This window comes from Micromonospora citrea (assembly GCF_900090315.1).
Taxonomy (GTDB): Bacteria; Actinomycetota; Actinomycetes; order Mycobacteriales; family Micromonosporaceae; genus Micromonospora; species Micromonospora citrea.
The window spans coordinates 3,338,972-3,361,756 of record NZ_FMHZ01000002.1; the positions used below are offsets into that span (position 1 = coordinate 3,338,972).

25 protein-coding genes are annotated in these 22,785 nt (G+C 72.4%); 6 read left to right on the top strand and 19 right to left on the bottom strand.

Annotation, left to right across the window (positions count from 1 at the left end; translation table 11 throughout):
• Positions 1-61: 61 nt before the first annotated feature.
• Entirely contained in the window at positions 62-775 is a 714-nt protein-coding gene (locus GA0070606_RS15300; protein WP_091099979.1) for a DedA family protein, read from the top strand.
• A 58-nt stretch (positions 776-833) separates the two neighbouring features.
• On the opposite strand, the gene GA0070606_RS15305 is transcribed toward GA0070606_RS15300, so the two are convergent.
• The 14 genes from GA0070606_RS15305 to GA0070606_RS15370 all read right to left on the bottom strand — a co-directional run bounded on the left by GA0070606_RS15305 (position 834) and on the right by GA0070606_RS15370 (position 12,880).
• Entirely contained in the window at positions 834-1,211 is a 378-nt protein-coding gene (locus tag GA0070606_RS15305) for an ArsR/SmtB family transcription factor (RefSeq protein ID WP_007073957.1), read from the bottom strand.
• Between the two features lie 57 nt (positions 1,212-1,268).
• Positions 1,269-1,808: an orotate phosphoribosyltransferase gene (pyrE, locus tag GA0070606_RS15310; protein ID WP_091099983.1), complete on the bottom strand. Its 540-nt coding sequence runs from the start codon at positions 1,806-1,808 to the stop codon at positions 1,269-1,271.
• A gap of 168 nt (positions 1,809-1,976) precedes the next feature.
• On the bottom strand, positions 1,977-2,783 hold the full coding sequence (locus GA0070606_RS15315; RefSeq protein ID WP_091099987.1) for an SDR family NAD(P)-dependent oxidoreductase: 807 nt from the start codon (positions 2,781-2,783) through the stop codon (positions 1,977-1,979).
• Positions 2,784-2,792: 9 nt separating this feature from the next.
• On the bottom strand, positions 2,793-3,470 hold the full coding sequence (locus tag GA0070606_RS15320; RefSeq protein ID WP_091099990.1) for a hypothetical protein: 678 nt from the start codon (positions 3,468-3,470) through the stop codon (positions 2,793-2,795).
• Between the two features lie 71 nt (positions 3,471-3,541).
• Positions 3,542-4,375 carry a hypothetical protein gene (locus tag GA0070606_RS15325; RefSeq protein ID WP_245724694.1) on the bottom strand — a complete coding sequence of 278 codons (834 nt, stop codon included), beginning with the start codon at positions 4,373-4,375 and terminating at the stop codon, positions 3,542-3,544.
• A gap of 123 nt (positions 4,376-4,498) precedes the next feature.
• The gene (locus GA0070606_RS15330; protein ID WP_091099994.1) at positions 4,499-6,070 is read right to left on the bottom strand and encodes a polyamine aminopropyltransferase; all 1,572 of its coding nucleotides are present in this window, start codon (positions 6,068-6,070) and stop codon (positions 4,499-4,501) included.
• Complete coding sequence (locus GA0070606_RS15335) at positions 6,067-6,873, bottom strand: hypothetical protein (protein ID WP_245724695.1); 807 nt, start codon at positions 6,871-6,873, stop codon at positions 6,067-6,069. The genes GA0070606_RS15330 and GA0070606_RS15335 overlap by 4 nt, the downstream gene beginning before the upstream one ends.
• The gene (locus GA0070606_RS15340; protein WP_091099998.1) at positions 6,873-7,295 is read right to left on the bottom strand and encodes a DUF350 domain-containing protein; all 423 of its coding nucleotides are present in this window, start codon (positions 7,293-7,295) and stop codon (positions 6,873-6,875) included. Before GA0070606_RS15340 ends, GA0070606_RS15335 begins: the two co-directional genes overlap by 1 nt.
• 33 nt (positions 7,296-7,328) lie before the next feature.
• Positions 7,329-7,754, bottom strand: coding sequence for a DUF4247 domain-containing protein (locus GA0070606_RS15345; protein WP_091100001.1), 426 nt, complete (start codon positions 7,752-7,754; stop codon positions 7,329-7,331).
• The gene (locus tag GA0070606_RS15350; RefSeq protein ID WP_091100004.1) at positions 7,751-8,257 is read right to left on the bottom strand and encodes a DUF2617 family protein; all 507 of its coding nucleotides are present in this window, start codon (positions 8,255-8,257) and stop codon (positions 7,751-7,753) included. The genes GA0070606_RS15345 and GA0070606_RS15350 overlap by 4 nt, the downstream gene beginning before the upstream one ends.
• Positions 8,257-8,880 (bottom strand): DUF4178 domain-containing protein, encoded by a 624-nt coding sequence (locus GA0070606_RS15355; protein WP_091100008.1) that lies wholly within the window; start codon positions 8,878-8,880, stop codon positions 8,257-8,259. Before GA0070606_RS15355 ends, GA0070606_RS15350 begins: the two co-directional genes overlap by 1 nt.
• A 185-nt stretch (positions 8,881-9,065) precedes the next feature.
• A complete protein-coding gene (locus GA0070606_RS15360; RefSeq protein ID WP_091100011.1) occupies positions 9,066-9,446 on the bottom strand; it encodes a hypothetical protein in 381 nt (126 codons plus the stop codon).
• 121 nt (positions 9,447-9,567) lie between these two features.
• Entirely contained in the window at positions 9,568-12,159 is a 2,592-nt protein-coding gene (gene clpB / locus GA0070606_RS15365; protein WP_091100013.1) for an ATP-dependent chaperone ClpB, read from the bottom strand.
• 85 nt (positions 12,160-12,244) lie between these two features.
• Complete coding sequence (locus tag GA0070606_RS15370) at positions 12,245-12,880, bottom strand: TetR/AcrR family transcriptional regulator (protein WP_091100017.1); 636 nt, start codon at positions 12,878-12,880, stop codon at positions 12,245-12,247.
• A gap of 83 nt (positions 12,881-12,963) precedes the next feature.
• Between GA0070606_RS15370 and GA0070606_RS15375 the strand changes: the two genes are divergently transcribed.
• The 5 genes from GA0070606_RS15375 (at position 12,964) to GA0070606_RS15395 (ending at position 17,582) form a co-directional block, all read left to right on the top strand.
• Positions 12,964-14,106, top strand: a complete 1,143-nt coding sequence (locus GA0070606_RS15375) for an epoxide hydrolase family protein (protein WP_091100022.1) — start codon at positions 12,964-12,966, stop codon at positions 14,104-14,106.
• A gap of 447 nt (positions 14,107-14,553) precedes the next feature.
• The gene (locus GA0070606_RS31995) at positions 14,554-14,964 is read left to right on the top strand and encodes a hypothetical protein (protein ID WP_141721697.1); all 411 of its coding nucleotides are present in this window, start codon (positions 14,554-14,556) and stop codon (positions 14,962-14,964) included.
• A gap of 294 nt (positions 14,965-15,258) precedes the next feature.
• Positions 15,259-15,759: a cation:proton antiporter regulatory subunit gene (locus tag GA0070606_RS15385; protein ID WP_091100031.1), complete on the top strand. Its 501-nt coding sequence runs from the start codon at positions 15,259-15,261 to the stop codon at positions 15,757-15,759.
• Positions 15,760-15,766: 7 nt separating this feature from the next.
• On the top strand, positions 15,767-16,972 hold the full coding sequence (locus tag GA0070606_RS15390; protein ID WP_091100034.1) for a cation:proton antiporter: 1,206 nt from the start codon (positions 15,767-15,769) through the stop codon (positions 16,970-16,972).
• A 178-nt stretch (positions 16,973-17,150) separates the two neighbouring features.
• Complete coding sequence (locus GA0070606_RS15395; RefSeq protein WP_091100038.1) at positions 17,151-17,582, top strand: hypothetical protein; 432 nt, start codon at positions 17,151-17,153, stop codon at positions 17,580-17,582.
• A 178-nt stretch (positions 17,583-17,760) separates the two neighbouring features.
• On the opposite strand, the gene GA0070606_RS15400 is transcribed toward GA0070606_RS15395, so the two are convergent.
• The 5 genes from GA0070606_RS15400 to dnaK form a co-directional block, all read right to left on the bottom strand.
• Entirely contained in the window at positions 17,761-17,967 is a 207-nt protein-coding gene (locus GA0070606_RS15400) for a hypothetical protein (protein ID WP_091100042.1), read from the bottom strand.
• Positions 17,968-18,232: 265 nt separating this feature from the next.
• A complete protein-coding gene (locus tag GA0070606_RS15405) occupies positions 18,233-18,670 on the bottom strand; it encodes a heat shock protein transcriptional repressor HspR (RefSeq protein ID WP_091100044.1) in 438 nt (145 codons plus the stop codon).
• A gap of 46 nt (positions 18,671-18,716) precedes the next feature.
• Entirely contained in the window at positions 18,717-19,904 is a 1,188-nt protein-coding gene (dnaJ, locus tag GA0070606_RS15410; protein ID WP_091100047.1) for a molecular chaperone DnaJ, read from the bottom strand.
• Between the two features lie 83 nt (positions 19,905-19,987).
• Positions 19,988-20,722, bottom strand: coding sequence for a nucleotide exchange factor GrpE (gene grpE, locus GA0070606_RS15415; protein WP_091100051.1), 735 nt, complete (start codon positions 20,720-20,722; stop codon positions 19,988-19,990).
• Positions 20,723-20,769: 47 nt separating this feature from the next.
• Positions 20,770-22,635: a molecular chaperone DnaK gene (dnaK, locus tag GA0070606_RS15420; RefSeq protein WP_091100055.1), complete on the bottom strand. Its 1,866-nt coding sequence runs from the start codon at positions 22,633-22,635 to the stop codon at positions 20,770-20,772.
• Positions 22,636-22,785: the final 150 nt, after the last annotated feature.

The window sequence follows — 22,785 nt, forward strand, 5'->3', positions numbered from 1 at the left end:
GGACAGCCACCTAGACTACGGACGTTCCGTCCCTTGACCGGCATCCATCGGAGGTCGCCTCGTGCCGACGCCCACCACCACCCTGGCCCTGGGGCCGAGCTGGCTCGATCCAGAGGTGTTGATCTCGACGTTCGGGCTGATCGGCATCCTGGTCATCGTCTTCGCCGAGTCCGGCCTGCTGATCGGGTTCTTCCTGCCGGGTGACTCGCTGCTGTTCACGGCGGGGCTGCTCACCGCCGACGGGAAGTACATCACCTACCCGCTGTGGCTGGTCTGCCTGCTCATCACCCTCGCGGCGATCGCCGGCGACCAGGTGGGTTACGCGTTCGGTCGCAAGGTCGGCCCCGCGCTCTTCCGCCGGCCGAACTCGAAGCTGTTCAAGCAGGAGAACGTGCTCAAGGCGCACGACTTCTTCGAGAAGTACGGCGCGCGCTCCATCGTGCTGGCCCGCTTCGTGCCGATCGTGCGGACGTTCACGCCGATCGTGGCCGGGGTCAGCCGGATGAACTACCGCACCTTCGTCGTCTACAACGTGATCGGCGGCATTCTCTGGGGCACGGGCGTGACCGTGCTCGGCTACTTCCTGGGCCAGATCCCGTTCGTCAAGGCGAACATCGAGATGATCCTGATCGCCATCGTGGCGCTCTCGGTCATCCCGATCGCCGTCGAACTGCTCCGGGCGCGGATGGCCGCCAAGCGTGGCACCACCCCGCAGGAGCGGGCCGCCGCCGAGGAGGCGATCCGGGAGACCCGCGAGCACTACGGCAAGCACTGACCAACCGGCCGTCCGGCGCCGTCCCCGATCGGGGATGGCACCGGACGATCGGCAATGGTCAGCGAGCCTTCTTGGTGGCGCGCTTGCGCGGCGGGGTCAGCAGATCCGCGATCGTGGCGATCGCGGTCGGCACCAGCCGGTAGTAGGCCCAGACACCGCGCTTCTCCCGCTCCAGCAAGCCGGCCTCGGTGAGGATGCGCAGATGGTGACTGACCGTCGGCTGCGAGAGGCCGAGCGGCGCGGTCAGGTCACACACGCACGCCTCGCCCTCGGGCGCCGACTGGATCAGGCTGAGCAGCCGGAGCCGGGCGGGGTCGGCGAGGGCCTTGAGGACCCCGGCGAGACGCTCGGCATCGGCACGTTCGATCGGCTCGCCGGCAAGCGGCGAGATCTGAGGCATGGTCATTTCAGCCAACGCAGTTCCCACGTATTCCATCCTTCCACCAGCAGCATCGATCCGCCTGCATATCGGCGAATCCGAATAGGCAGACTTTTACGCCACAAGGCCGAGGTCAGCCAACGTATAGGCCGCCCGATAAGGCAGTCCGGCGGCTCGCACCGCGTCGCCGGCGCCACGATCAACAATAACCGCCACACCGGCGATGTCGGCCCCGACCTCGCGAAGGGCCTCGACCGCCGTCAACACGCTTCCCCCGGTGGTGGAGGTGTCCTCCACCGCCAGCACGCGCCGGCCCGCCACGTCGGGCCCCTCGATCCGGCGCTGGAGGCCGTGCGCCTTGCCCGCCTTGCGGACCACGAACGCGTCCAGCGGATGATCGGTCGCGGACGAGGCGTGCAGCATCGCCATCGCCACCGGGTCGGCCCCCAGGGTGAGCCCGCCCACCGCGTCGTAGTCCCAGTCGGCGGTCAGCTCGCGCATCACCCGGCCCACCAACGGAGCGGCCTGGTGATGGAGCGTGACGCGGCGCAGATCGACGTACCAGTCCGCCTCGCGCCCCGAGGAGAGCACCACCCGGCCGTGGACCACCGCCAGGTCGGTAATGAATTTACGCAGGTCGTCGCGGTCCCCCATGGCGATAGAGGGTACTGCTCAAGTCTGTGAGCCGCGTGCCGGGTCCACCCGGAGTCCACCGTGGGGGCGACGATGGATGGCAATGGTTCGCTACGCTGAGCGACCGTTCAGGCGGCCGGGTCGACGCTCGACGCCGGCCGGCGGCACGCCGCGGCCCGGATCCCGGGATCAGCCGGCGTCGCGACCGATGCGGCCCCGGGTGTCGCGGGCCACCGCCTCCAGCAGCCGCCGCGGCGCGTGCCGCAGGCCGGCGACGGCCAGCTTGTACTTCCACGCGGGAACGCTGACCAGCTTGCCTTTCCGCAGGTCACGCAGGGCCTCGGCGACCACGTCGTCGGCCCGCAGCCACATCCACCCCGGGGTCTTCGACATGTCGATGCCGGCCCGCTCGTGGAACTCCGTACGCGTGTAGCCGGGGCAGAGCGCCATCACGCGGACGCCGAACGGCCGAGCGGACTGGCCGACGGATTCGCTGAAGTTGGTCACCCACGCCTTGCTGGCCGAGTAGGTCGATCCCGGCATGACCGCGCCGAACCCCGCCACGGAAGAGACATTTATCACTGCCCCGCGCCGATGCTCGGTCATCGGTCGGAGCGCCGCGAGGGTCAGCCGCATCACGGCGTGCACGTTGAGCCGCAGCAGCCGCGCCTCGTCCTCGGCGGACGACCGCAGGAACGGGGTGTTCAGGCTGATGCCCGCGTTGTTGACGAGCAACTCGACCGAACCGTCGGCCAGCCGCCGCTCCACGGCCGCACAACCGTCGTCGGTGGACAGGTCGGCCGGGATCGTCTCGACCTGCCGGCCGTGCCGCGCGGTCAGCTCCGCCGCCGTGTCGGCCAGCCGGGCGGCGTCCCGCGCGACCAGCACCAGGTCCCAGCCCTCGGACGCCAGCCGGCGGGCGAAGGCGGCGCCGATGCCGGCGGTCGCTCCGGTGATCAGAGCCCGCCGCCCGGGGGCCGGCTGGTCGAGCGTCACGGGCGGTCCTCACCTCGGCGGGTACGGGGGCGCGGGCGGCGCGCCGGTCGGCTGGTGCCCCGGGTGCGGGGCGGGCTGCGGTGCGGGCGGTGTCGGGGGCTGCTGCGGGGCTGGTGCCGCGGGTCGCCGGCGGAACCAGGCGTTCGCCGCCGGCAGGGCCAGCAGCGTTGCTACCACAAGGTAACCGAGCACCTGGCCCACGGAAAGCCCCGCGCCCAACGGAATCCACCAGGACGGGTACGCGTCGTCGACGAGGCCCAGCAGCTCGGCCGTCGAACGGTCGTCCTCGCCGAGTCGCAGCGGGGAGGTGCGCTGGCCCACCAGGACGGCCGCGGCGCAGCAGCCGAGGAGCAGCCCGAGCCCGGACACCACCCAGGTCGCGGTGCGCGCGCCGTCGCGGCGGGCCCGCAGGCCGAGGGCGAGGCCGGCGAGGAGCAGCCCCGCGAGCAGGCTCACCACCGCGGTGAGCACCGTGGACACGCGCAGCAGGGTGACCACGCCGTCGATCTCGTCCGGGCTGGCCGAGGTGCCCTGGGCCGCGTCGCGGAACCGGGCCACGGTGCCGCCCAGCGTCACCGCGCCGGCGGCGGCGTGCGCCAGGGCGGCGACCGCCATCAGGATCAGCACCGCCACGGCCAGCGTCACCACGGCCGGGCGGCGGGACGGCGACTGATCGGGCTGCGACACGACGAGTCCCTCCGGTAGGCGTCGGATGCAACCTACTCGGAGGGACCGTCGGCGTCGCTGTTACCGACCGGTCAACTCACCGGCGGCGGCGTCGGGCCGGGGCGGTCCGAGCCGGGCTGCTCGCCACCCGGGTTCGTCCCCGGCTGGCCGGGCTGGTTGCCGCCGTACGGCGCGGACGGCGGCTGGCCGGGCTGACCCGGTGCCGACGGGTAGCCGGGCTGGCCGGGGGCCTGCGGGTAACCGGGCTGGCCGGGGGCCTGCGGGTAGCCCGGCTCGCCCGAGGTCTGCGGGTGGCCCGGGTAGGACGCGCCCGGCACCGGCGGCTCCCACGCCTGCTTCGGCTTGCGGAAGAACTCGTTGGCCTTCGGCAGCGCCAGCAGGATCAGCGCGGCGAGCAGCGCGAGCAGCCCGATCACGGCGACCAGCGTGGAGACCGGGGTGACCCAGCCGGGCAGCGCCTCGTCCAGGCGACGCTGGATCTCCTCCGGGCTCGGCCCGTCGCCGGTGCCCTGGCCGGTCCCGCCGAAGCCGCCGCCGGCGAGGCCGCTCACCAGGCCGCCGCCCGTGCAGCAGACCAGGATGCCGCCGAGGACCCAGGTGGTGATGCGGGCCCCGTTGCTGCCCCGGTTGTTGAACACGCCGAGCACGGCGAGCACCACCGCGAGCAGGAGCAGGAAGACCGAGGTGCCGATGGTGATGAAGGTGGTGATGTCGGCGAGGTTCTGCGTGCCGTTGGCGGTGGTGCCCCGGTAGGCCTCGTCGAGCACCTCCGAGACGGTGCCCAGCGTGCTGAGCGTGATGATGATGCCGATGAGCTGGGTCAGCGCGAACAGCCACAGCAGATACGTGGAAATGGTCACCACACCCGGCCGGGTGCGGGCCGGCGTGTTGTGGGAATCGACCATGATTCTCCTTCCCTAGATCGCGCTCACACCGTATCGAGATCGGGCCAGTCGGGCACGGCAGCGGACACCGACCCGCCGTGTCGGGTGCGGGTGACCGGGCCTGGACGGGCGCAGGTCGGCGGGCTAGTAGCCGCGCCACTCCGCGCGGGCGTACTCCAGCACGCGGGGCTGGAGCAGGGTGGAGGCCGGCACGTCGACGCGGCGGCGGTCGGCGGGAAAGGCCCCGGCGGCGGCCAGCGTCGCCGCGTCGAGGAAGTGCAGCGCCGGCGCGTCCGGCGGCAGGGCCAGGGTGGGCGCCGTCGCGCCGGGGGCGGCGAGCAGGAAGCCCCAGTCGCCGAAGGACGGCACGTCCACGTGGTACGGCGTGGTGGCGAAGCCCGCCTCGCGCAGCGACGCCTCGATCGACCAGTACGACCGGGGCGCGAAGTACGGCGAACCGGACTGCACGACCAGCCGGCCGCCCTCGGCCAGCACCGCCCGCACCAGCGCGTAGAACTCGACCGTGTAGAGCTTCGCGGTGGCCGTCTCGTCCGGGTCGGGCAGGTCCGCCACCACCGCGTCGAACCGGTCGGTGGCCGTACGCAGCCAGGCGAACGCGTCGGCGTGCACCACCCGCACCCGGGGGTCGTCGAGCGCCCCGCCGTTGAGCCGGCGCAGCTGCGGCTCGCTGCGGGCCAGCGCCACCACCGCCGGGTCCAGGTCCACCACGGTGACCCGCCGGACGTCGGGATAGCGCAGCAGCTCGCGTACGGCGAGGCCGTCCCCCGCGCCGAGCACCAGCACCTCGCCGCGCGGGCCGTTCACCACCGGATGCACCAGCGCCTCGTGGTAGCGGTACTCGTCGACGGAGCTGAACTGGAGGTCGCCGTTGAGGAAGAGCCGCAGGTCGGTGCCGGAGCGCCCGGTCTCGGCGACCGACCGGGTCAGCACGATCTCCTGGTAGCGGCTGCGCTCGGCGTGCACCACCGGGTCCCGGTAGAGCTGCTGGCGGGCGGTCAGCTCGAAGTCGTGCGCGGTCACCCACGCGTACCCGAGGCAGAGGAAGACCACGACGCTGCCGGCGCCGAGCGCGACGCGCGCCCGGTGGCTCAGCTCCCGCCGGAAGACCGTGCCGACGAGGGCGAGCCCGGCCACGGCGTTCACCGCGCCGACCACCAGCGCGCCCTTGAGCTGGCCGAACACGGGCAGCAGCAGGAACGGGAAGGCCAGCCCGCCGAGCAGCGCGCCGACGTAGTCGGCGGCGAACAGGTCGGCCACCGCGCTGCCGGCCGCCTGCTCCCGGATGCGCTGCAGCAGCACCATCAGCAGCGGAATCTCCGCGCCGATCAGCAGGCCGAGCACGAACGCGGTGGCGACCAGCGCCGGGCCGTAGAGGTCCAGCCAGGCGAATGCCGCGTAGAGGCCGAGCACGGAGAGCCCGCCGAGCAGGGCCAGCGCCAGCTCGATGGCGGCGAACGCGGCGGCGGCGCGCGGCTGCAACGGCTTGGCGGCGAGCGCGCCGACGCCCATCGCGAACACCATCACGCCCAGCACGATCGACGCCTGGCCGACCGTGTCCCCGATCAGGTAGCTGCCGAGGGCGACCAGGGCCAGCTCGTAGACCAGGCCGCAGGCGGCGCAGACGAAGACCGCGACGAGCACCGCCGCGCGGGACAGCCGCCACCGCGCGGGCGGTGCCGACGCGTCGACGGTCACCGGCGCTCCGGCGTACGCCCGGCGGGCTGCCGGGGAGCGGTCGACGCCGGACGCCCCTCAACCCGCCGGCCGAGCTGGCGATGGCGCTGCCAGAGGCCGATCGCGACGAACAGCGCGGTGAGCAGCAGCAGGCCGGCGACGCCCAGCAGGTAGCCCCAGCGGTCCCGCCACAGGTCGCTGCCGGCGTCGGGCAGCGCGGGCGGCGAGGTCGCCGGCGCCTCGGTGGCCGCCGGGGCGGGGCCGGCGATGCCCAGCTCGGCGACGAGCAACGGCAGGGTGACCGCGGCCCGGGTGACCGCCCAGCCCGGGTCGTCGAAGAGGACGTCTTCGGTGAGGCCGAACCGCTCCAACCTTTCCTCGATCTTCCGCTCAGCGCTGAGCACTTCCTCGATCCTCCACTTAGCGCTGAGGCCGATCGGCCCGCTGACGGAGAAGAAGGCATAGCCCGAGGAGTTACTGATCATCGGGGCGTAGTGGACATTCCCGTTGACCCGCACCCAGCGGGGGCAGGCCGGATTGTCCTCGACGGACACCCCGTCGCCGAGGTTGGAGCCGACACTGACGACATCGTCGTGCTGATCCTCGAGCTGCCAGCCGTAGCAGAAGCCCTGGCTCTGGGCGGCCCTCGCGAGGATCGCCACGGTGTCGGCCCGCTCGGTGGCGGTCGGCGGGGGGACCACGGTGCTGTCGTCGTAGTTCAACGCGCCCGCGACGCAGCAGCCCACGACCACCACCACGACGGTGGCGAGGATCGCCAGGCCCTTGCGGCGGTTGGCCCCGCCGGGCTTCTTCGCGCCCGTCATCAGCTGATCGCGGCGGCGATGATCGCGCCGGTGGCCAGGTGGACGACGGCGGAGACCCAGACCGCCGGGTGCGGCTGCGGGTCGACCAGGATCTCGCCGAGCTTGCCCGGGGTGGCCACGTCGAGCAGGAGGAAGGCCGCCGCCATGATGACCAGGCCCAGGATCCCGTACGCCGCCGCGCCGACGATGCCGAGCACGAAGTCGTCGGCGCTGGCGGCGATCGCGGCGACCACGATGACGCCGACGCCGGCCAGGTTGGAGGCGAGCAGCAGCGCGGCGTTGCGGTTGCGCTGCGCCCAGATCAGCTCGTGGAGCTTGCCGGGGGTGGCCACGTCGACGAGGGCGTAGCCGACGGCCATCAGGACGACACCGACCACGCCGTAGGCGAGCGTGACCAGCAGATCGGTGACCAGCGTCTGCAAGGGGGACTCCAGGATCTCGTCGGGTGAGGGGGGCTACTTGCCGCTGCCGGGGCCGCCGCCCCGGACGGTGCTGCCACGGCCCCAGCCCCAGTGGGAGCCGACCGTGGAGTGGTAGCGGGGATAGGCGGTGCTCATGCGCTCCAGCAGGATCACCGAGCCGGCGGCGATCGGCAGGATCACCACCGAGTCGTCGTCGTAGCGCAGGTACACGCCGCTGCCGTCGACGTACTGGTCGGCCGGCTGCCACGCGTCGGTGACCTCCTTCGCCACCTGACTCGGCGAGCGTGGCGAGGTGTAGGCGACAGCGTTGCGGCCGATGTCCCGGCTCGCCGCCCGCTTGTACTTGTCCTCCACGAAGCCGCGCGGGGAGAAGCTGCCGTAGAAGATGGCGAAGGCGGCGACCAGCGCGCCGATGACGGCGAACGCCACCCCCACCACGAACCAGCGTCGGTACGTCATCGCAGTGCCACCACCGTCTCGGTCAGGACCAGCTCGTTGGTCTGGGGGTACGCGTGCCAGGTGCGCCAGGCGAGGGTGCCGGCCGGCGGGTCGGGGCGCACCGACAGCGCGGTCACGGCGTCGGCGTCGCCGGGAAACACGCCCACCAGGGCGTACGGGTCGTCGGCCAGGTCGGCGCGGAGGGCGGCCACCTGCTCGCTCAGCCCCGCGCCGGCGGGCCGCAGCACGGTCGCCGTGAAGTGGTAACCGCTCGTCTCGTCCCGCACCGTGGCCGGCAGCTCGGGCGGGCGGCCGGGCAGGCAGGCGACCGTCTCGGTCAGCTCGGCGCCGGGGGCGCGCAGCACCACCTGGTGCGAGGCGCCGAGCAGGCGCAGCCGCAGCCGGACGCCGCCGGGCAGGTCGAGGTCGAGCACGTGCAGCGCCGGCAGTTCGCCGTCGCCGAGGGCCAGGCTGAGGTCGGCGGCGCTGGTGTCGACGTACGGGGCGTCGAGGGTGACCAGCATCAACCCACCTCGGACTGCGGGTAGATCATCACGTCGGCGCGGTGCAGCACCTCGCCCAGCGCCACCTCCCAGCCCGCCTCGCCGTACGCCTCGAAGGAGAGCCGGGCGCCGCCGGGCGCCTGGTAGTCGTGGTATCGCATGGTGCCGTTCGGGTCGAGGCCGGTGGTGCCGGTCGCGGTGTAGCGGGCCTGGCCGGACTCGTCCCAGTTGTAGCGGCGGCCGGCGAATTCGATCGTCGGCGCGCCCGGGGTGACGGTGGCGCCCGGCTCGGCGGCCCAGAGCACCAGCTCCAGCTCCGGGTCCTCCTCGACGGAGAGCCAGCGGCGCACGCCCGCCGCGTCGTCGAGCAGGTGCTCGGCCCAGCTCCAGCCGCCCTCGACGAGGCGGATCGAGCCGCGCACCGCGTACGACGTGCCGCGGATCTCGACGATGTCGCCGGGCTTCAGCCGGCGGGGGTCGCCGCGCAGCGCGTCGGCGTCCCGGTCGCGCAGCGGGTCGACCGGGCCGGTGGGGGCCTTCGGCCGGGACCTGGCCCGGCGCAGGGCCACCACGGCGACCACCACCCCGGCCACCCCGACCAGACAGCCCACCGTCGTCAGCAGGTACGCCACCGACCCGTCCACCGACCACCTCCCCAGGTACGTCGGCGGAGACGGTAACAACCCCGCGCACCTGGGGAAACCTGTTGTCGATCGGGTGAGGCGGCGACTACACGGCGTGCCGGCCCGGTGAGCGGCGGCTCAGCCGCCGGGTCGGCCGGTGGGACCGTGGGGCGGAGCCGGTCGGGCGTGCCGACCCGGCGAACGGCTCACGCTCCGGCGAGCCGCTCCGACGCGTACTCGCCGAGGGTGGCGCGCCCCATGACGCACCCGGCGAAGGTGCCGAACGCGGCCGACTCGCCGCGCAGCGCCGTCCAGGCCGCCCGGCCGGCCGCCGGGTCGACCCGCTCCAGCAGCGTGGCGGCGTAGACGCGGCCCGCCGGGCTGCCCTCGGCGAGCAGCCGGTCGAGGTGCGCGCGTACGCCCTCGGGGTCGTCGGCGAGCGCCGCCTCGACCCGCCGGTACGCCTCGGTCACCGGCAGCAGCGTGCCGGCGATCCCGACCCCGCCGAACGCCACCGTGTCGGCCCGCCGCAGCTCGTCGAGGGCCGCCGCGAGCTCCCCGCCCTTCCTCTTCCCCATCCCGAACATGCCCCACCACCTTCCCCGCCCACCCACCCCCCACCCCGTTGATCATGAAGTTGTTGCCCTGCACACCGGCGTGTCGGGCGACAACCTCATGATCAACGCGCTCAGGCGGGGGTGGGTGGGGTCAGGAGGTCGAGATTGTCAAAGCGTCCTTGGTGTCCGACAGGTCGACCCTGACCGTGTCGCCGTCGCGGACCTGACCGGCCAGGAGGGCCTTGGCGAGCTGGTCGCCGATCGCCGTCTGGACCAGGCGACGCAGCGGCCGGGCCCCGTAGATCGGGTCGTAGCCGTGCTCGGCGAGCCAGGTGCGGGCGGCGTCGCTGATCTCCAGCGCCAACCGGCGGTCGGCGAGACGGCGCCGCATCCGCGCCAGCTGGATGTCCACGATCGCCCGCAGGTCGTCGCCGCGCAGCGCGGCGAAGACCACGATGTCGTCGAGCCGGTTGAGGAACTCCGGCTTGAAGTGCGAGCGGACCACCGCGAGGACGCCCTCCCGGCGCTGCTCCTCGGCCAGCGTCAGGTCGCCGATCACCGACGAACCGAGGTTGGAGGTGAGGATCAGGATGGCGTTGCGGAAGTCCACCGTGCGGCCCTGGCCGTCGGTGAGCCGGCCGTCGTCGAGCACCTGGAGCAGGATGTCGAAGACGTCCGGGTGCGCCTTCTCGACCTCGTCCAGCAGGATCACCGAGTACGGCCGGCGGCGCACCGCCTCGGTGAGCTGGCCGCCCTCCTCGTAGCCGACGTAGCCGGGCGGGGCGCCGACCAGCCGGGCGACGGAGTGCTTCTCGCCGTACTCGCTCATGTCGATGCGGACCATGGCCCGCTCGTCGTCGAAGAGGAACTCGGCGAGGGCCTTGGCCAGCTCGGTCTTGCCGACGCCGGTCGGGCCGAGGAAGAGGAAGCTGCCGGTCGGGCGGTCCGGGTCGGCGACGCCCGCCCGGGCGCGGCGGACCGCGTCGGAGACGGCGGCGACGGCCTCGGCCTGGCCGACCACCCGGGCGCCCAGCGACTCCTCCATCCGCAGCAGCTTGGCGGTCTCGCCCTCCAGCAGCCGGCCGGCGGGGATGCCGGTCCAGGAGGCGACCACGGCGGCGATGTCGTCCGCGCCGACCTCCTCCTTGAGCATCGCGCCGTCGGCCTGGAGCCGGGCCAGCTCCTCCTCGGCCTGCCGCAGCTCGGCCTTCAGGGCGGGAATCCGGCCGTAGCGCAGCTCGGCGGCGCGCTCCAGCTCGCCGTCGCGCTCGGCCCGCTCGGCCTCGCCGCCGAGCCGCTCCAGCTCCTCCTTGGCGGTGGAGAGCTTGGTGATGTGGTCCTTCTCCAGCTTCCAGCGGTCCGACAGCGCGGTGAGCTGCTCGCGCTTGTCGGCCAGCTCCTTGCGCAGCCGTTCGAGGCGCTCGGCGGAGGCGGCGTCGGGCTCCTTGGCCAGCGCCATCTCCTCGATCTCCAGCCGGCGCACCGCCCGCTCGATCTCGTCCACCTCGACCGGCCGGGAGTCGATCTCCATCCGCAGCCGGGAGGCGGACTCGTCGACCAGGTCGATCGCCTTGTCCGGCAGGAAGCGGTCGGTGATGTAGCGGTCGGAGAGGGCGGCGGCGGCGACCAGGGCGGCGTCGGTGATGCGTACGCCGTGGTGCACCTCGTAGCGCTCCTTGAGCCCGCGCAGGATGCCGATGGTGTCCTCGATGGTCGGCTCGCCCACCAGCACCGGCTGGAAGCGGCGCTCCAGGGCCGGGTCCTTCTCGATGTGCTCGCGGTACTCGTCCAGCGTGGTCGCGCCGACCATGCGCAGCTCGCCGCGCGCCAGCATCGGCTTGAGCATGTTGCCGGCGTCCATCGAGCCCTCGCCCTTGCCGGCGCCGACGACGGTGTGCAGCTCGTCGAGGAAGGTGATGACCTGCCCGTCGGAGTTCTTGATCTCCTCCAGGACCGACTTGAGCCGCTCCTCGAACTGGCCCCGGTAGGACGCCCCGGCGACCATCGCGCCGAGGTCGAGGGAGACGAGCTTCTTGTCCCGCAGCGACTCCGGCACGTCGCCGGCGACGATCCGCTGGGCCAGGCCCTCCACGATCGCGGTCTTGCCGACGCCGGGCTCGCCGATCAGCACCGGGTTGTTCTTGGTACGCCGGGACAGCACCTGGATCACGCGGCGGATCTCCGAGTCCCGGCCGATGACCGGGTCGATCTTGCCGTCGCGGGCGCTGGCGGTGAGGTCGACGCCGTACTTCGCCAGGGCCTGGTAGGTCTGCTCCGGGTCGGCGGTGGTGACCCGCCGGTCCCCGCCGCGGACGGTCGGGAAGGCGGCGACCAGGTTCTCCTCGGTGGCACCGGCGTTCCTGAGGGCGACGGAGACCGCGCCGCCCACGCGGGCCAGGCCGGCGAGCAGGTGCTCGGTGGAGGTGTACTCGTCGCCGAGCGGGCGCGCGATCTGCTCGGCGGCCCCGATGGCGTTGACGAACTCGCGGGCCAGGGTCGGCTCGGCGATGCTGGAGCCACGCGCGGCGGGCAGGGCGTCGACCGAGCGCTGGGCGACCCGGCGCAGCTCGGCGGGGTCGGCCCCGACGGCGCGCAGCAGGCCGGCGGCCGTCGAACCCTCGGTGTCCAGCAGTGCCAGCAGCAGGTGCCAGGGCTCCACGGTGGCGTGACCGCGCTGGTTCGCCATCGCGACGGCACCGGTGATGGTCTCGCGGCTCTTGGTGGTGAGGCGTTCCGTGTTCATGGGCTCCCCCGGATCGGCGTGTCCACTGGGAAGGACACAACCAGAGTTGAGCCTATTCCGCTCAACCCTGGCCGTGTGAGCTGGATCACCCGGGACGCCGCCAGCGCCCGAACTCGCCGGCGGCGGGCGGCGGGCCGGGCAGCGGGGGATCGGTCGCGGCCAGCCCCGCCAGCAGCAACGCGAGCTGCCGGCGGCGCAGCTGCCCGGTGCGCTCCGGATCCGGTACGCGGATCGCCGCGCACCCCTCCAGCAGCAGCGCGACGTCGTGGACCACCACGTCGGGGCGGAGCCGGCCGGTGGCGTGCGCCCGCCCGACCAGCGCCTCGGTCAGCTCGCCGGCGCGGATGGCGTCCCGCCCCATCTCCTCGGTCGGCGTGAAGGTGCCGGCGAGGCGCACGGTCAGCGAGTGCACGTCGGCGTCCACAAGCCGCTCCAGGAAGCCGGCGAGGGCCGACCAGGCGTCCGGCTCCGCCAGCGCCTCCTCGGCCTCGGCGACGTACCGGCGCAGCCCGTCGTGGCACAGCCGCCGCAACAGGTCCTCCTTGCCGGCGTACCGCCGGTAGAGGGCGCTGATGCCGACGCCGGCGCGTTCGGCGACGGCGGCGATCGGCACCCGCGGATCGTCGAGGAAGACGGCGCGGGCCGCGTCGAGGATGACTTCGTCGTTGCGGGCGGCCTGGGCGCGGCGGCCCGCGAGCGGGCTGCGGGTCGGGTTCGGCATGTCGTCGAGGATAACAGCGGAACGGATCGTTCCGCTCTGCTACAGTGAAGCGGAACGAATCATTCTGTTCCGAAGGAGTCGCCATGACGGACCACGCCATCCGCCCGTACCGCGTCGAGATCCCGCAGGCCAAGCTCGACGACCTGGCGGACCGGCTGCGCCGGACGCTGTGGCCCACCGACGCGGCCGGGGTCGACGCGTCGTACGGCGTGACCAGCGAGCGGGTCCGAGCGCTGGCCACCTACTGGCTCGACAGGTTCGACTGGCGGGCGGTGGAGGCGCGGCTCAACAGCCACCCGCAGTTCGTCACCGAGATCGACGGCGAGCAGATCCACTTCCTGCACGTCCGCTCCTCGCGGGCGGACGCCGTCCCGCTGATCCTCACCCACGGCTGGCCCGGGACGGTCGTCGAGTTCCTCGACCTGATCGCCCCGCTCACCGAGCCCGAGGATCCGGCGGCGCCCGCGTTCCACCTGGTCGTGCCGTCGCTGCCCGGCTTCGGGTTCTCCGGGCCGACGCGCGGCACCGGCTGGGGCTGCCACCGCACCGCCCGCGCCTGGGTGGAGCTGATGGACCGCCTCGGCTACGAGCGGTACGGCGCCGTCGGCAACGACGCGGGCTCGATGATCTCGCCGGAGATGGGCCGGATCGCCCCGGAGCGGGTGCTCGGCGTGCACGTCACCCAGCTCTTCTCGATGCCCACGGGCGACCCGGCCGAGTTCGCCGGCCTCTCCGAGGACGACCAGGCGGCGCTCAAGCACCTCCAGTGGTTCTACGAGAACATGTTCTCCTTCAACGTCCTGCTCAGCCAGCAGCCGCAGACCCTGGCGTACGCGCTGTGCGACTCCCCGGTCGGGCTGCTCGCCTGGAACGCCCAGCTCTTCGGGGAGAGCCTGGACTTCGACTTCGTCCTGGCCAACGTGGCGATCTACTGGCTGACCGGGACGGCCGGCTCCGCCCTGCGGTTCTACTACGAGGACGCCCACGCCCCTCGGCAGGCGAGCGAGCCCACCACCGTTCCGATCGGGGTGGCCATGTTCGCCGGTGACTTCCAGTCGATCCGACGCTTCGCCGACCGGGACCACGGCAACATCGTCAGCTGGAACTCGTACGACCCGGGCCTGCCGGCCGGCGGCCCCCGCGACGCCGCCGGGCACTACGCCGCCCACCAGGCGACGGACCTCCTGGTCACCGACGTCCGGGGCTTCTTCGCCGGCCTGAGCTGACGCCGCCCCGCCCCTGATGCCCGCCCCGCCACCGGGGCGGGCATCGGCGTCCGGGCGTGCTCGCCGTCAGCGGCGACATCGACGCCGCCGAGGCGACCACGCGTCCCGCTCGACCGTCGACCTGGCGCCTGAGCGGGCGACGCGCGACGAGGCCCCGGCCCGACCCGACCGTCGGTGACGCGACGATGTCGCCACGCTGCGTGACCGAGGTCGACATTGGCACGCAGGAACTACAGCGCCGCCCCGCCGCCGGCGGCCCGGGCGTTCTGCCAGGTAACCGGGTTTCAGCGGGTCGTCGGGTAACAGATCATCGCCATCGCCGCGTTGACCGCCCGCGCCAATCCGCCGGATCATTTTCCCGCGGCTCGACGCTAATGGCGCTCACCGTCCGTCAGCAGCGTTGACCCATCGATAGTCGCCGACTAATTTTTCCTCGACGGAAGCGCGTTGGGCTTCCGCGAGGAGAATGCGGGGAAATCGAAAATGGCAGTTTCGCCAAAGGTCAAAGCGTCCCTCGTGACTGCGGCCACCGTCGGACTCGCGTTGGCGGCGACGCCGGCGAACGCGCTGGCGGCACCCAAGGCCGGCGGAGAGACGGCGACCGCGACGTCCACCACCGCGGCGACGAGCTCGTGCGGGACCGGCCGCGTCGAATCCATCGCCAACAACCTCCCCATCCGCGCCTGGGCTTCCCACAGCGCGCCCGTCATCACCTGGGCGCAGAAGGGCTACCAGTACAACTGCGATCAGTTCGACCCCTACACGCTCGGCGACCGGTACACCGCCTGCGGCGTGAGCAATGCCAATGGCTGGCTCTGGATCGCCTTCAACGACGGATCCTGGGGGTCGCCTACATGACCTGCCTCAAGGACGTGTAGGGCATTCTCGCGACTGACCGAGAACGCGACTGACGACGGGCTGTCTCCGGCCGACCAATAGGGTGGTCGGAGACAGCCCGCAACCAGAACACCAGCCTTCACCGCGCTTGAGCAAATTGCCTTACAACAGATTCGACCAGACCGTCGAGCAGACCCCACCAGTTCGTTGAGCAGACCCAATCGGAATAAGCCACAGTTGCCGCCCGAAGCAGCCCGTACGGGGATGATTCCGCACCAAGATCCCGTGCTGCGGGTAGGCGGTAGCCTTGTTCACGTGCGCGTACGTGTCGAACAGACCGCCCTGCCTGGCATCGGGGTCCGTCACGATCTGTTGACGGAGTCCGGTCGCCGCCTCGGCGTGGTCTCCCACCGCAATGGCCGCCGTGACCTCGTCCTGTACGACCCGGACGATCCCGACTCATGTCAGCACGACATACCGCTGACGGACGACGAGGCGGAGGCGCTCGCCGACATCCTCGGCGCGTCGCTGATGCTCGGTCAGCTGTCCGGGCTCCGTGAGCAGGCCGCCGGCCTGCTCACCGAGCAGATCGCCATTCCGGCCGGCTCGAAGTACGTCAACCGGAAGCTCGGGGACACGCAGGCACGTTCCCGCACGGGCGCCTCGATCGTGGCGGTCCTGCGCCAGGGCGAGGTGATCGTCTCGCCGGAGCCCTCCTTCCGCTTCGCCGCTGGTGACGTGGTCGTCGTGGTCGGGACCCGCAAGGGGCTCGACGGAGTGACCGCCATCCTCGCCGACAGCGACCCGGACGGCTGAGGCGCGGATGCACGAAACGACAACACTGCTCGTCGAAGTCGGCGCACTGCTCTTCCTGCTCGGCCTCCTCGGCCGGCTGAGCCGTCGTATCGGTCTCTCGCCCATCCCCCTCTATCTGCTCGCCGGGCTCGCGTTCGGGCACGGCGGCCTGCTCCCGCTCAACGCCAGCGAGGAGTTCTTCGCCGTCGGCGCCGAGATCGGCGTGATCCTGCTGCTGGTCATGCTCGGCCTGGAATACTCGGCCAACGAGCTGGTCGGCAACCTGCGCTCCGCGGCGCCGGCCGGCCTGATCGACGGGCTGCTCAACGCGCTGCCCGGGGCGGCGTTCGCGCTGCTGCTCGGCTGGGACTGGGTCGCCGCCCTGGTGCTCGCCGGCATCACCTGGGTCTCCTCCTCCGGCGTGATCGCCAAGGTCCTCGCCGACCTCGGCCGCCTCGGTAACCGGGAGACCCCGGTGATCCTCTCGGTCCTGGTGATCGAGGACCTGGCCATGGCGTTCTACCTGCCCCTGGTCACGGCCGTGCTCGCCGGCAGCGGCCTGCTCGGCGGCGGGATCGCGCTCGGTGTCGCGGTCGGCACCGTGCTGCTGGTGCTGGTGGTCGCCATCCGGTACGGCAACCTCATCTCCACCGCCATGTCGGCGAAGGACCCGGAGGCGCTGCTGCTCGGCGTGCTCGGGATGACGCTGCTGGTGGCGGGCATCGCGGCGAAGCTCCAGGTGTCGGCGGCGGTCGGCGCGTTCCTGGTCGGCATCGCGCTGTCCGGGCCGGTCGCGCACCACGCGACGGAGCTGCTGACCCCGCTGCGCGACCTCTTCGCGGCCGTCTTCTTCGTCTTCTTCGGCCTCGTGACGGATCCGCGGGACATCCCGCCGGTGCTGCTGCCCGCGCTCGCGCTGGCCGTGATCACCATGGCGACGAAGACGCTCACCGGCTACCTGGCCGCCCGCCGGGTCGGCATCGCCGAACCCGGTCGGTGGCGGACCGGCCTGGCGCTGGTGCCCCGGGGTGAGTTCTCCATCGTCATCGCCGGGCTCGCGGTGGCTGCCGGCAGCGTCGAGCCGAAACTGGCGGCGCTCGCCACGGCGTACGTGCTGATCACGGTCGTGACCGGGCCGATGCTGGCGCGGCTGCCCGACTTCGCGTGGTTCAAGCGCTGGCTGCGGCAGCGGGGCGCGGCCCAGCGCGCCCGCGCCGTGCCGGTGCAGGACTGACCGCCGTCGTCGTTCGGGCCGGGTCGACCGTACGGTCGGCCCGGCCCTCGGCCAACGGTTGTCGAATTGCTCCCTGCGGGGTCTATCGCCGGTCATCGCGACCGGGTTACCGTTTCGCCCCAGCAGCCAGAGCTCGCGGGTGGCGACGCCCCCGCGGACGAGAGCGGAAGGTTGGCCGGTGAGCGTGCAGGAGTCGACGTTCCACGGCTTCGCCAACCCCGTCGATCCGAGCCCCGCCGAGCTGCGGGCGTGGGCCTACCAGCCGGATTCGGTGCCGTTGACCTCCATGCCGCCGGACTGGGACCTGCTGGTCTCCGGGGACCGGTTGGTGGCAGTGCTCTTCGAACTCGCGATGGACCAGGCCTGCCCGGCCCGCCGGTTCGCGCTGCACTGCCTCTACATCTACGCCGCCGACGGCATCCGGACGAAGTTCCGCGCCCACCCGAAGCGACGCTTCCGCAAGCTGGTCGAGCAGGCCGAGCGCACCGGCGACGACCTGATGCGCACGTGGGCGCACAACAGCCGGGCGCTGCTGGCCCGGCCGGAGCTCTTCGTCTACCGGGACTGGTGCGAGGGCGGCCTGGTCCGGGAGAACCGCCGCATCGCCTGAGGTGGACGGAGGTGTGTCGGTTCCGCCCGGGCGCGGCCGACACCTGGCGACCGCCGGCGCGCCCGTTTCCCGCCGCGACCCCTCGCCCGCCGTCCGACGGTGGCAGGCCACGGGATGACTGCCCACGGCGAACGGGCCGGGACCCCCCGTGGGTCCCGGCCCGCACGTCGACGGATCGTCAGCGTTCCGGTCCACCCGGCTTCCGGTGCGCCTCGTCGCGCCCCTGGTCGACGCCGTGATCCACCTGGTCGGCGAACTCGCCGTTCTTGATCTTGTCCGTGAAGCGGCCTTCGGTGACCCGGTCGAACCTCTCCCGGACGCTCTTCGCCACCTTGTCGAGCCGGTCCTCCGTCTGCTCGGCAACCTTCTTCGCCGATTCCGTCATGGCTCCCCCTGCCATCGGAGTCCGGATTGAGGCGGTTCAACCTGATTAGTAGGTTAGCGGAACCGACGCCTTCCCCGCCGGGAAACCAGCAACCGCGGTCGGTGGAACGCCACGGGTGTCATCAGCCGACTGTGACGGCATGGCCTTCCACCGACCGCGCTGTGGCGCGCGTGGTGGCACGGCAGGCGCGCGGAGCGCGCCCGACCGAGGGTGGAAAGGCGACCGCGCCCGGCCACGCGAGGCGGCCGGGCGCGGTGCGGTGCGGTCAGCGCTCGGTGCGTCGGGGACGCCAGACCACCAGCGCGGTGGAGGTGCGGTTGGTGGGCACCAGGTCGCTGCCCGGAAAGCGGGCCAGCGCCTCCAGCTCGGCGATCCGGCGGTACGCGGCGTCCAGCTCCGCCTCCAGCCGGGCCACCCGCTGCTGCGCCTGCTCCAGCAGCCGCTCCAGCCCGATGATCCGCTTGACCCCGGCCAGGTTGATGCCGTCGTCCTGGCTGAGCCGCTGGACCTCGCGCAGCAGCACCACGTCCCGGACGCTGTAGCGGCGCCCGCCGCCGGCGGCCCGCCCCGGCTGGACCAGGCCCAGCCGGTCGTACTGGCGCAGGGTCTGCGGGTGCATCCCCGCCATCCGCGCCGCCACCGAGATCATCAGCACCTTGGCCTCGTAGGCAGGGTCACCCGAACCGACGAACTCGTCCGACATCCCGCTCACCTCCGCGTGCGCTCCACCGAGCCGACTGAACACCGGGTCAACTGAATCGACGTACCCGCGCGTCGAGATGTTCCCGGGCGGCCGGCGGGGTCTGCGCGGCGAAGGTCTCCAACGCCGTACGCGCCTCGTCGGACAGCCGTGCGGGCACCACCACGTCGAGCGTCACCAGCAGGTCGCCCGCCCGCCCGTCCCGGCGGACCACCCCCTTGCCCCGGGCCCGCAGGACCCGACCGCTCGGCGTGCCCGGCGGCACCCGCAGGGTCACCGCGCCGTCGAGGGTGGGCACCCGCAGGTCCGTGCCGAGCACCGCCTCCGCGAACGTGATCGGCACGGTCAGCGTGAGGTCGTCGCCCGTACGCCCGAACAGCTCGTCCGGCCGCACCTTCACGTGCACGAACAGGTCGCCTGCCGGGCCGCCTCGCGCGCCGGGCTCGCCCCGCCCGGCCAGCCGGATCTTCTGGCCGTCGGCCACCCCGGCCGGGAAGCGGACGTTCAGCGTGCGGGTCTTGGTGACCCCGCCGGTGCCCTGGCACTCGGGGCACTTCTCCTCGACGACCGTGCCGACGCCCTGACAGTTGCGGCACGGCTCGGAGAAGCTGAACGACCCCTGGTTGCGGGTGGTGACCCCGGCGCCGTGGCACACCTGGCAGGTGCGCGGCTGGGTGCCGGGCTTGGCCCCGTTGCCGTGGCAGGTGTCGCAGACGCCGGGGGCGCGCAGCGTCAGCGGGAGGGTCACCCCGCGTACGGCGTCGTCGAAGTCGAGGGCCACCTCGGCCTCGACGTCCCGGCCCCGGGCCGGGCCACGGGGCGCCGCCCCGCCGCCGGCGCCGCCACCGGAGAAGATCGAACTGAACAGGTCCTGGAAGCCGGCCCCGCCGAAGCGGCGGTCGCCGCCCCCGCCGGCCGCGCCCCCGAACAGGTCGGAGACGTCGAACGGCATGCCACCGGGCTGGCCGGCGCCACGGGCGTTGCGCCGGAACGCGCCCGAGCCGAACAGGGAACGCAACTCGTCGTACTCGCGGCGCTTGGCGTCGTCGCCGAGCACCGCGTACGCCTCCGAGGCGGCCTTGAAGCGCTCCTCGGCCTTCGGGTCACCGGGGTTGTGGTCCGGGTGCGAATCCCGGGCCAGCTTCCGGTACGCCTTCTTGATGTCGTCGGCGGAGGCGGCCTTGTCCACGCCCAGCACGGCGTAGAAGTCCTTCTCGATCCAGTCCTTGGAACTCACCGGTCCACCCCCTCCCTACCTGGGGACCGGCCGCCCCGCCCACCCGGTGGGGGTGGACGGGACGGCCCGGTCGTCGTCGCGCACTACTCCGGGTCGGCGACCGCGACCATCGCCGGTCGCAGCAGCCGCTCACCGACCTGGTAGCCCCGGCGCATCACCTGCACGCAGGTCGGCTCGGTGACGTCGGCCGAGGTCTGGTGGGCCACCGCCTCGTGCCGGGTCGGGTCGAACGGGTCGCCCTGCTCGCCGAACGCCGTCAGCCCGAACTTGCCGAGCGCCGTGGTGAGCTGCTCCGCCACCGTGCCGAACGGCCCGACCAGGTCGCCGTGCTCGCGGGCCCGGTCCAGGTCGTCCAGGATCGGCAGCAGCGCGGCGAGCACGGCACCGGTCGCCTGCTCGGTGACCAGGCCCTTGTCCCGGTCGACCCGCTTGCGGTAGTTGGCGTACTCCGCCGTCACCCGCTGCAGGTCCCGGGTCCGCTCGTCGAGATCCTTGCGCAGCGCCTCCAGTTCGGCGCCGAGCGCGGTCCCGCCGCCGTCGGCCGGCTGGGCCGGGGCGTCCACCACCGGCGGGCCGTCCACCGGGGTGGCCTCGACCTCGATCTCGTCGACCACGACCTCGGCCTCCTCGACCAGCCCCTCGGCCGGGGCGTCCGACCCGGCGTCGGCGGCGGCCGCGTCCGGCTCGCTGGTCTCGCTGATCTTGCGGTTGTTGCGGATGACGACCCGCGGCCCGTCGCCGGCCTGCTCGGCGGGCGCGGAGCCACCCGGCGTCGACCCGGTCGCACCCGGGTCGGCGGCTCGTGGCTTCTCCGTCATTGGGCTACCTCATCCCTCTGCCGTGGTTCCGTGTCCGGGACGGATCGTCACTTCTTGTCCTCGTCCACGATCTCCGCGTCGACCACGTCGTCCGCGCCACCGGCCGGACCGCCGGCCTGCGGACCACCGGTCGCCCCGGCGCCCGCGGCGCCCGGGCCGGCCTCGCCCGGCTGCTCGCCCTGCTGGTTGTAGAGCAGGGAGCCGGCCTGCTGGGAGACCTGCGCCAGCTTCTCGTGCGCCGACTTGATCTTCTCGATGTCCTGACCACCGAGCGCGCCGCGCAGCTCGCCGAGCGCCTCGTTGATCTGGTCACGGGACTCCGCCGGCAGCTTGTCGCCGCTCTCGGCCAGGAACTTCTCGGTCTGCCACTGGAGCGCCTCGGCCAGGTTGCGGGTCTCGGCCTCCTCGCGGCGGCGCTTGTCGTCCTCGGCGTGCTCCTCGGCGTCGCGGCGCATGCGCTCGATGTCGTCCTTCGGCAGCGAGGAGCCGCCGGTGATCGTCATCTTCTGCTCCTTGCCGGTACCGAGGTCCTTGGCGTGCACGTTCACGATGCCGTTGGCGTCGATGTCGAACGTGACCTCGATCTGCGGCACGCCGCGCGGCGCCGGCGGGAGGCCGGTCAGCTCGAAGGTGCCGAGCTTCTTGTTGTAGGCCGCGATCTCGCGCTCGCCCTGGAAGACCTGGATCAGCACCGACGGCTGGTTGTCGTCCGCCGTGGTGAAGACCTCGGAGCGCTTGGTCGGGATCGTGGTGTTGCGCTCGATCAGCTTGGTGAAGATGCCGCCCTTGGTCTCGATGCCCAGGCTCAGCGGGGTCACGTCGAGCAGCAGGACGTCCTTGACCTCGCCCTTGAGGACACCGGCCTGGAGGGCGGCGCCGACGGCGACGACCTCGTCCGGGTTGACGCCCTTGTTGGGCTCCTTGCCGGTGAGCTGCTTGACCAGGTCGGTCACGGCCGGCATCCGGGTCGAGCCGCCGACCAGGATGACGTGCTCGACGTCGGAGACCTTGATGCCGGCGTCCTTCACGGCCTGCTCGAACGGGCCCTTGCAGCGGTCCAGCAGGTCCTGCGTCATCCGCTGGAACTCGGCCCGGCTGAGCGTCACGTCCAGGTGCAGCGGGCCCGCCGCGCCGGCCGTGATGTACGGCAGGTTGATGTTGGTGGTGGTGGCGGCGGACAGCTCGATCTTGGCCTTCTCGGCCGCCTCGCGGAGCCGCTGCAGGGCCATCTTGTCCTGGGCCAGGTCGATGCCGTGCTCGCCCCGGAAGGTCTTCACCAGGTGGTCGATGATCCGCTGGTCCCAGTCGTCGCCACCGAGGTTGTTGTCACCGCTGGTCGACTTGACCTCGATGACGCCCTCGGCCAGCTCCAGCAGCGACACGTCGAAGGTGCCGCCACCGAGGTCGAAGACCAGGACGGTCTGCTCCTTGGAGCCCTTGTCCAGCCCGTACGCGAGGGCCGCCGCGGTCGGCTCGTTCACGATCCGCAGCACGTTGAAGCCGGCGATCTCACCGGCCTCCTTGGTGGCCTGGCGCTGACCGTCGTTGAAGTAGGCCGGGACGGTGATCACCGCGTCGGTGATCTGCTCGCCCAGGTACGCCTCGGCGTCCCGCTTGAGCTTCATCAGCGTGCGGGCCGAGATCTCCTGCGGGGTGTACTTCTTGCCGTCGATGTCGACGGACCAGTTGGTGCCGATCTCCCGCTTGACCGAGCGGATCGTCCGGTCCGGGTTGGTCACCGCCTGGCGCTTGGCGACCTCACCGACGAGCACCTCGCCGTTGCGGGCGAACGCGACGATCGACGGGGTCGTCCGCGAGCCCTCAGCGTTGGCGATGACGGTGGGCTCACCGCCCTCCAGGACGCTGACGCAGGAGTTCGTCGTGCCGAGGTCGATACCGACCGCACGTGCCATCTTCGCTTCCTCGCTTCGTGACGTTGTGAGCCGCCCGCGGGCGTCGCCCGGAGCCGCTCGGCGGGCGTCGCCCGCAGCGACCCCACCACAAGTTGAGTGAACTTGACTCAATAGTGCCACGCCCCCGGGAATCGTCAAGTCGAGGTTGAG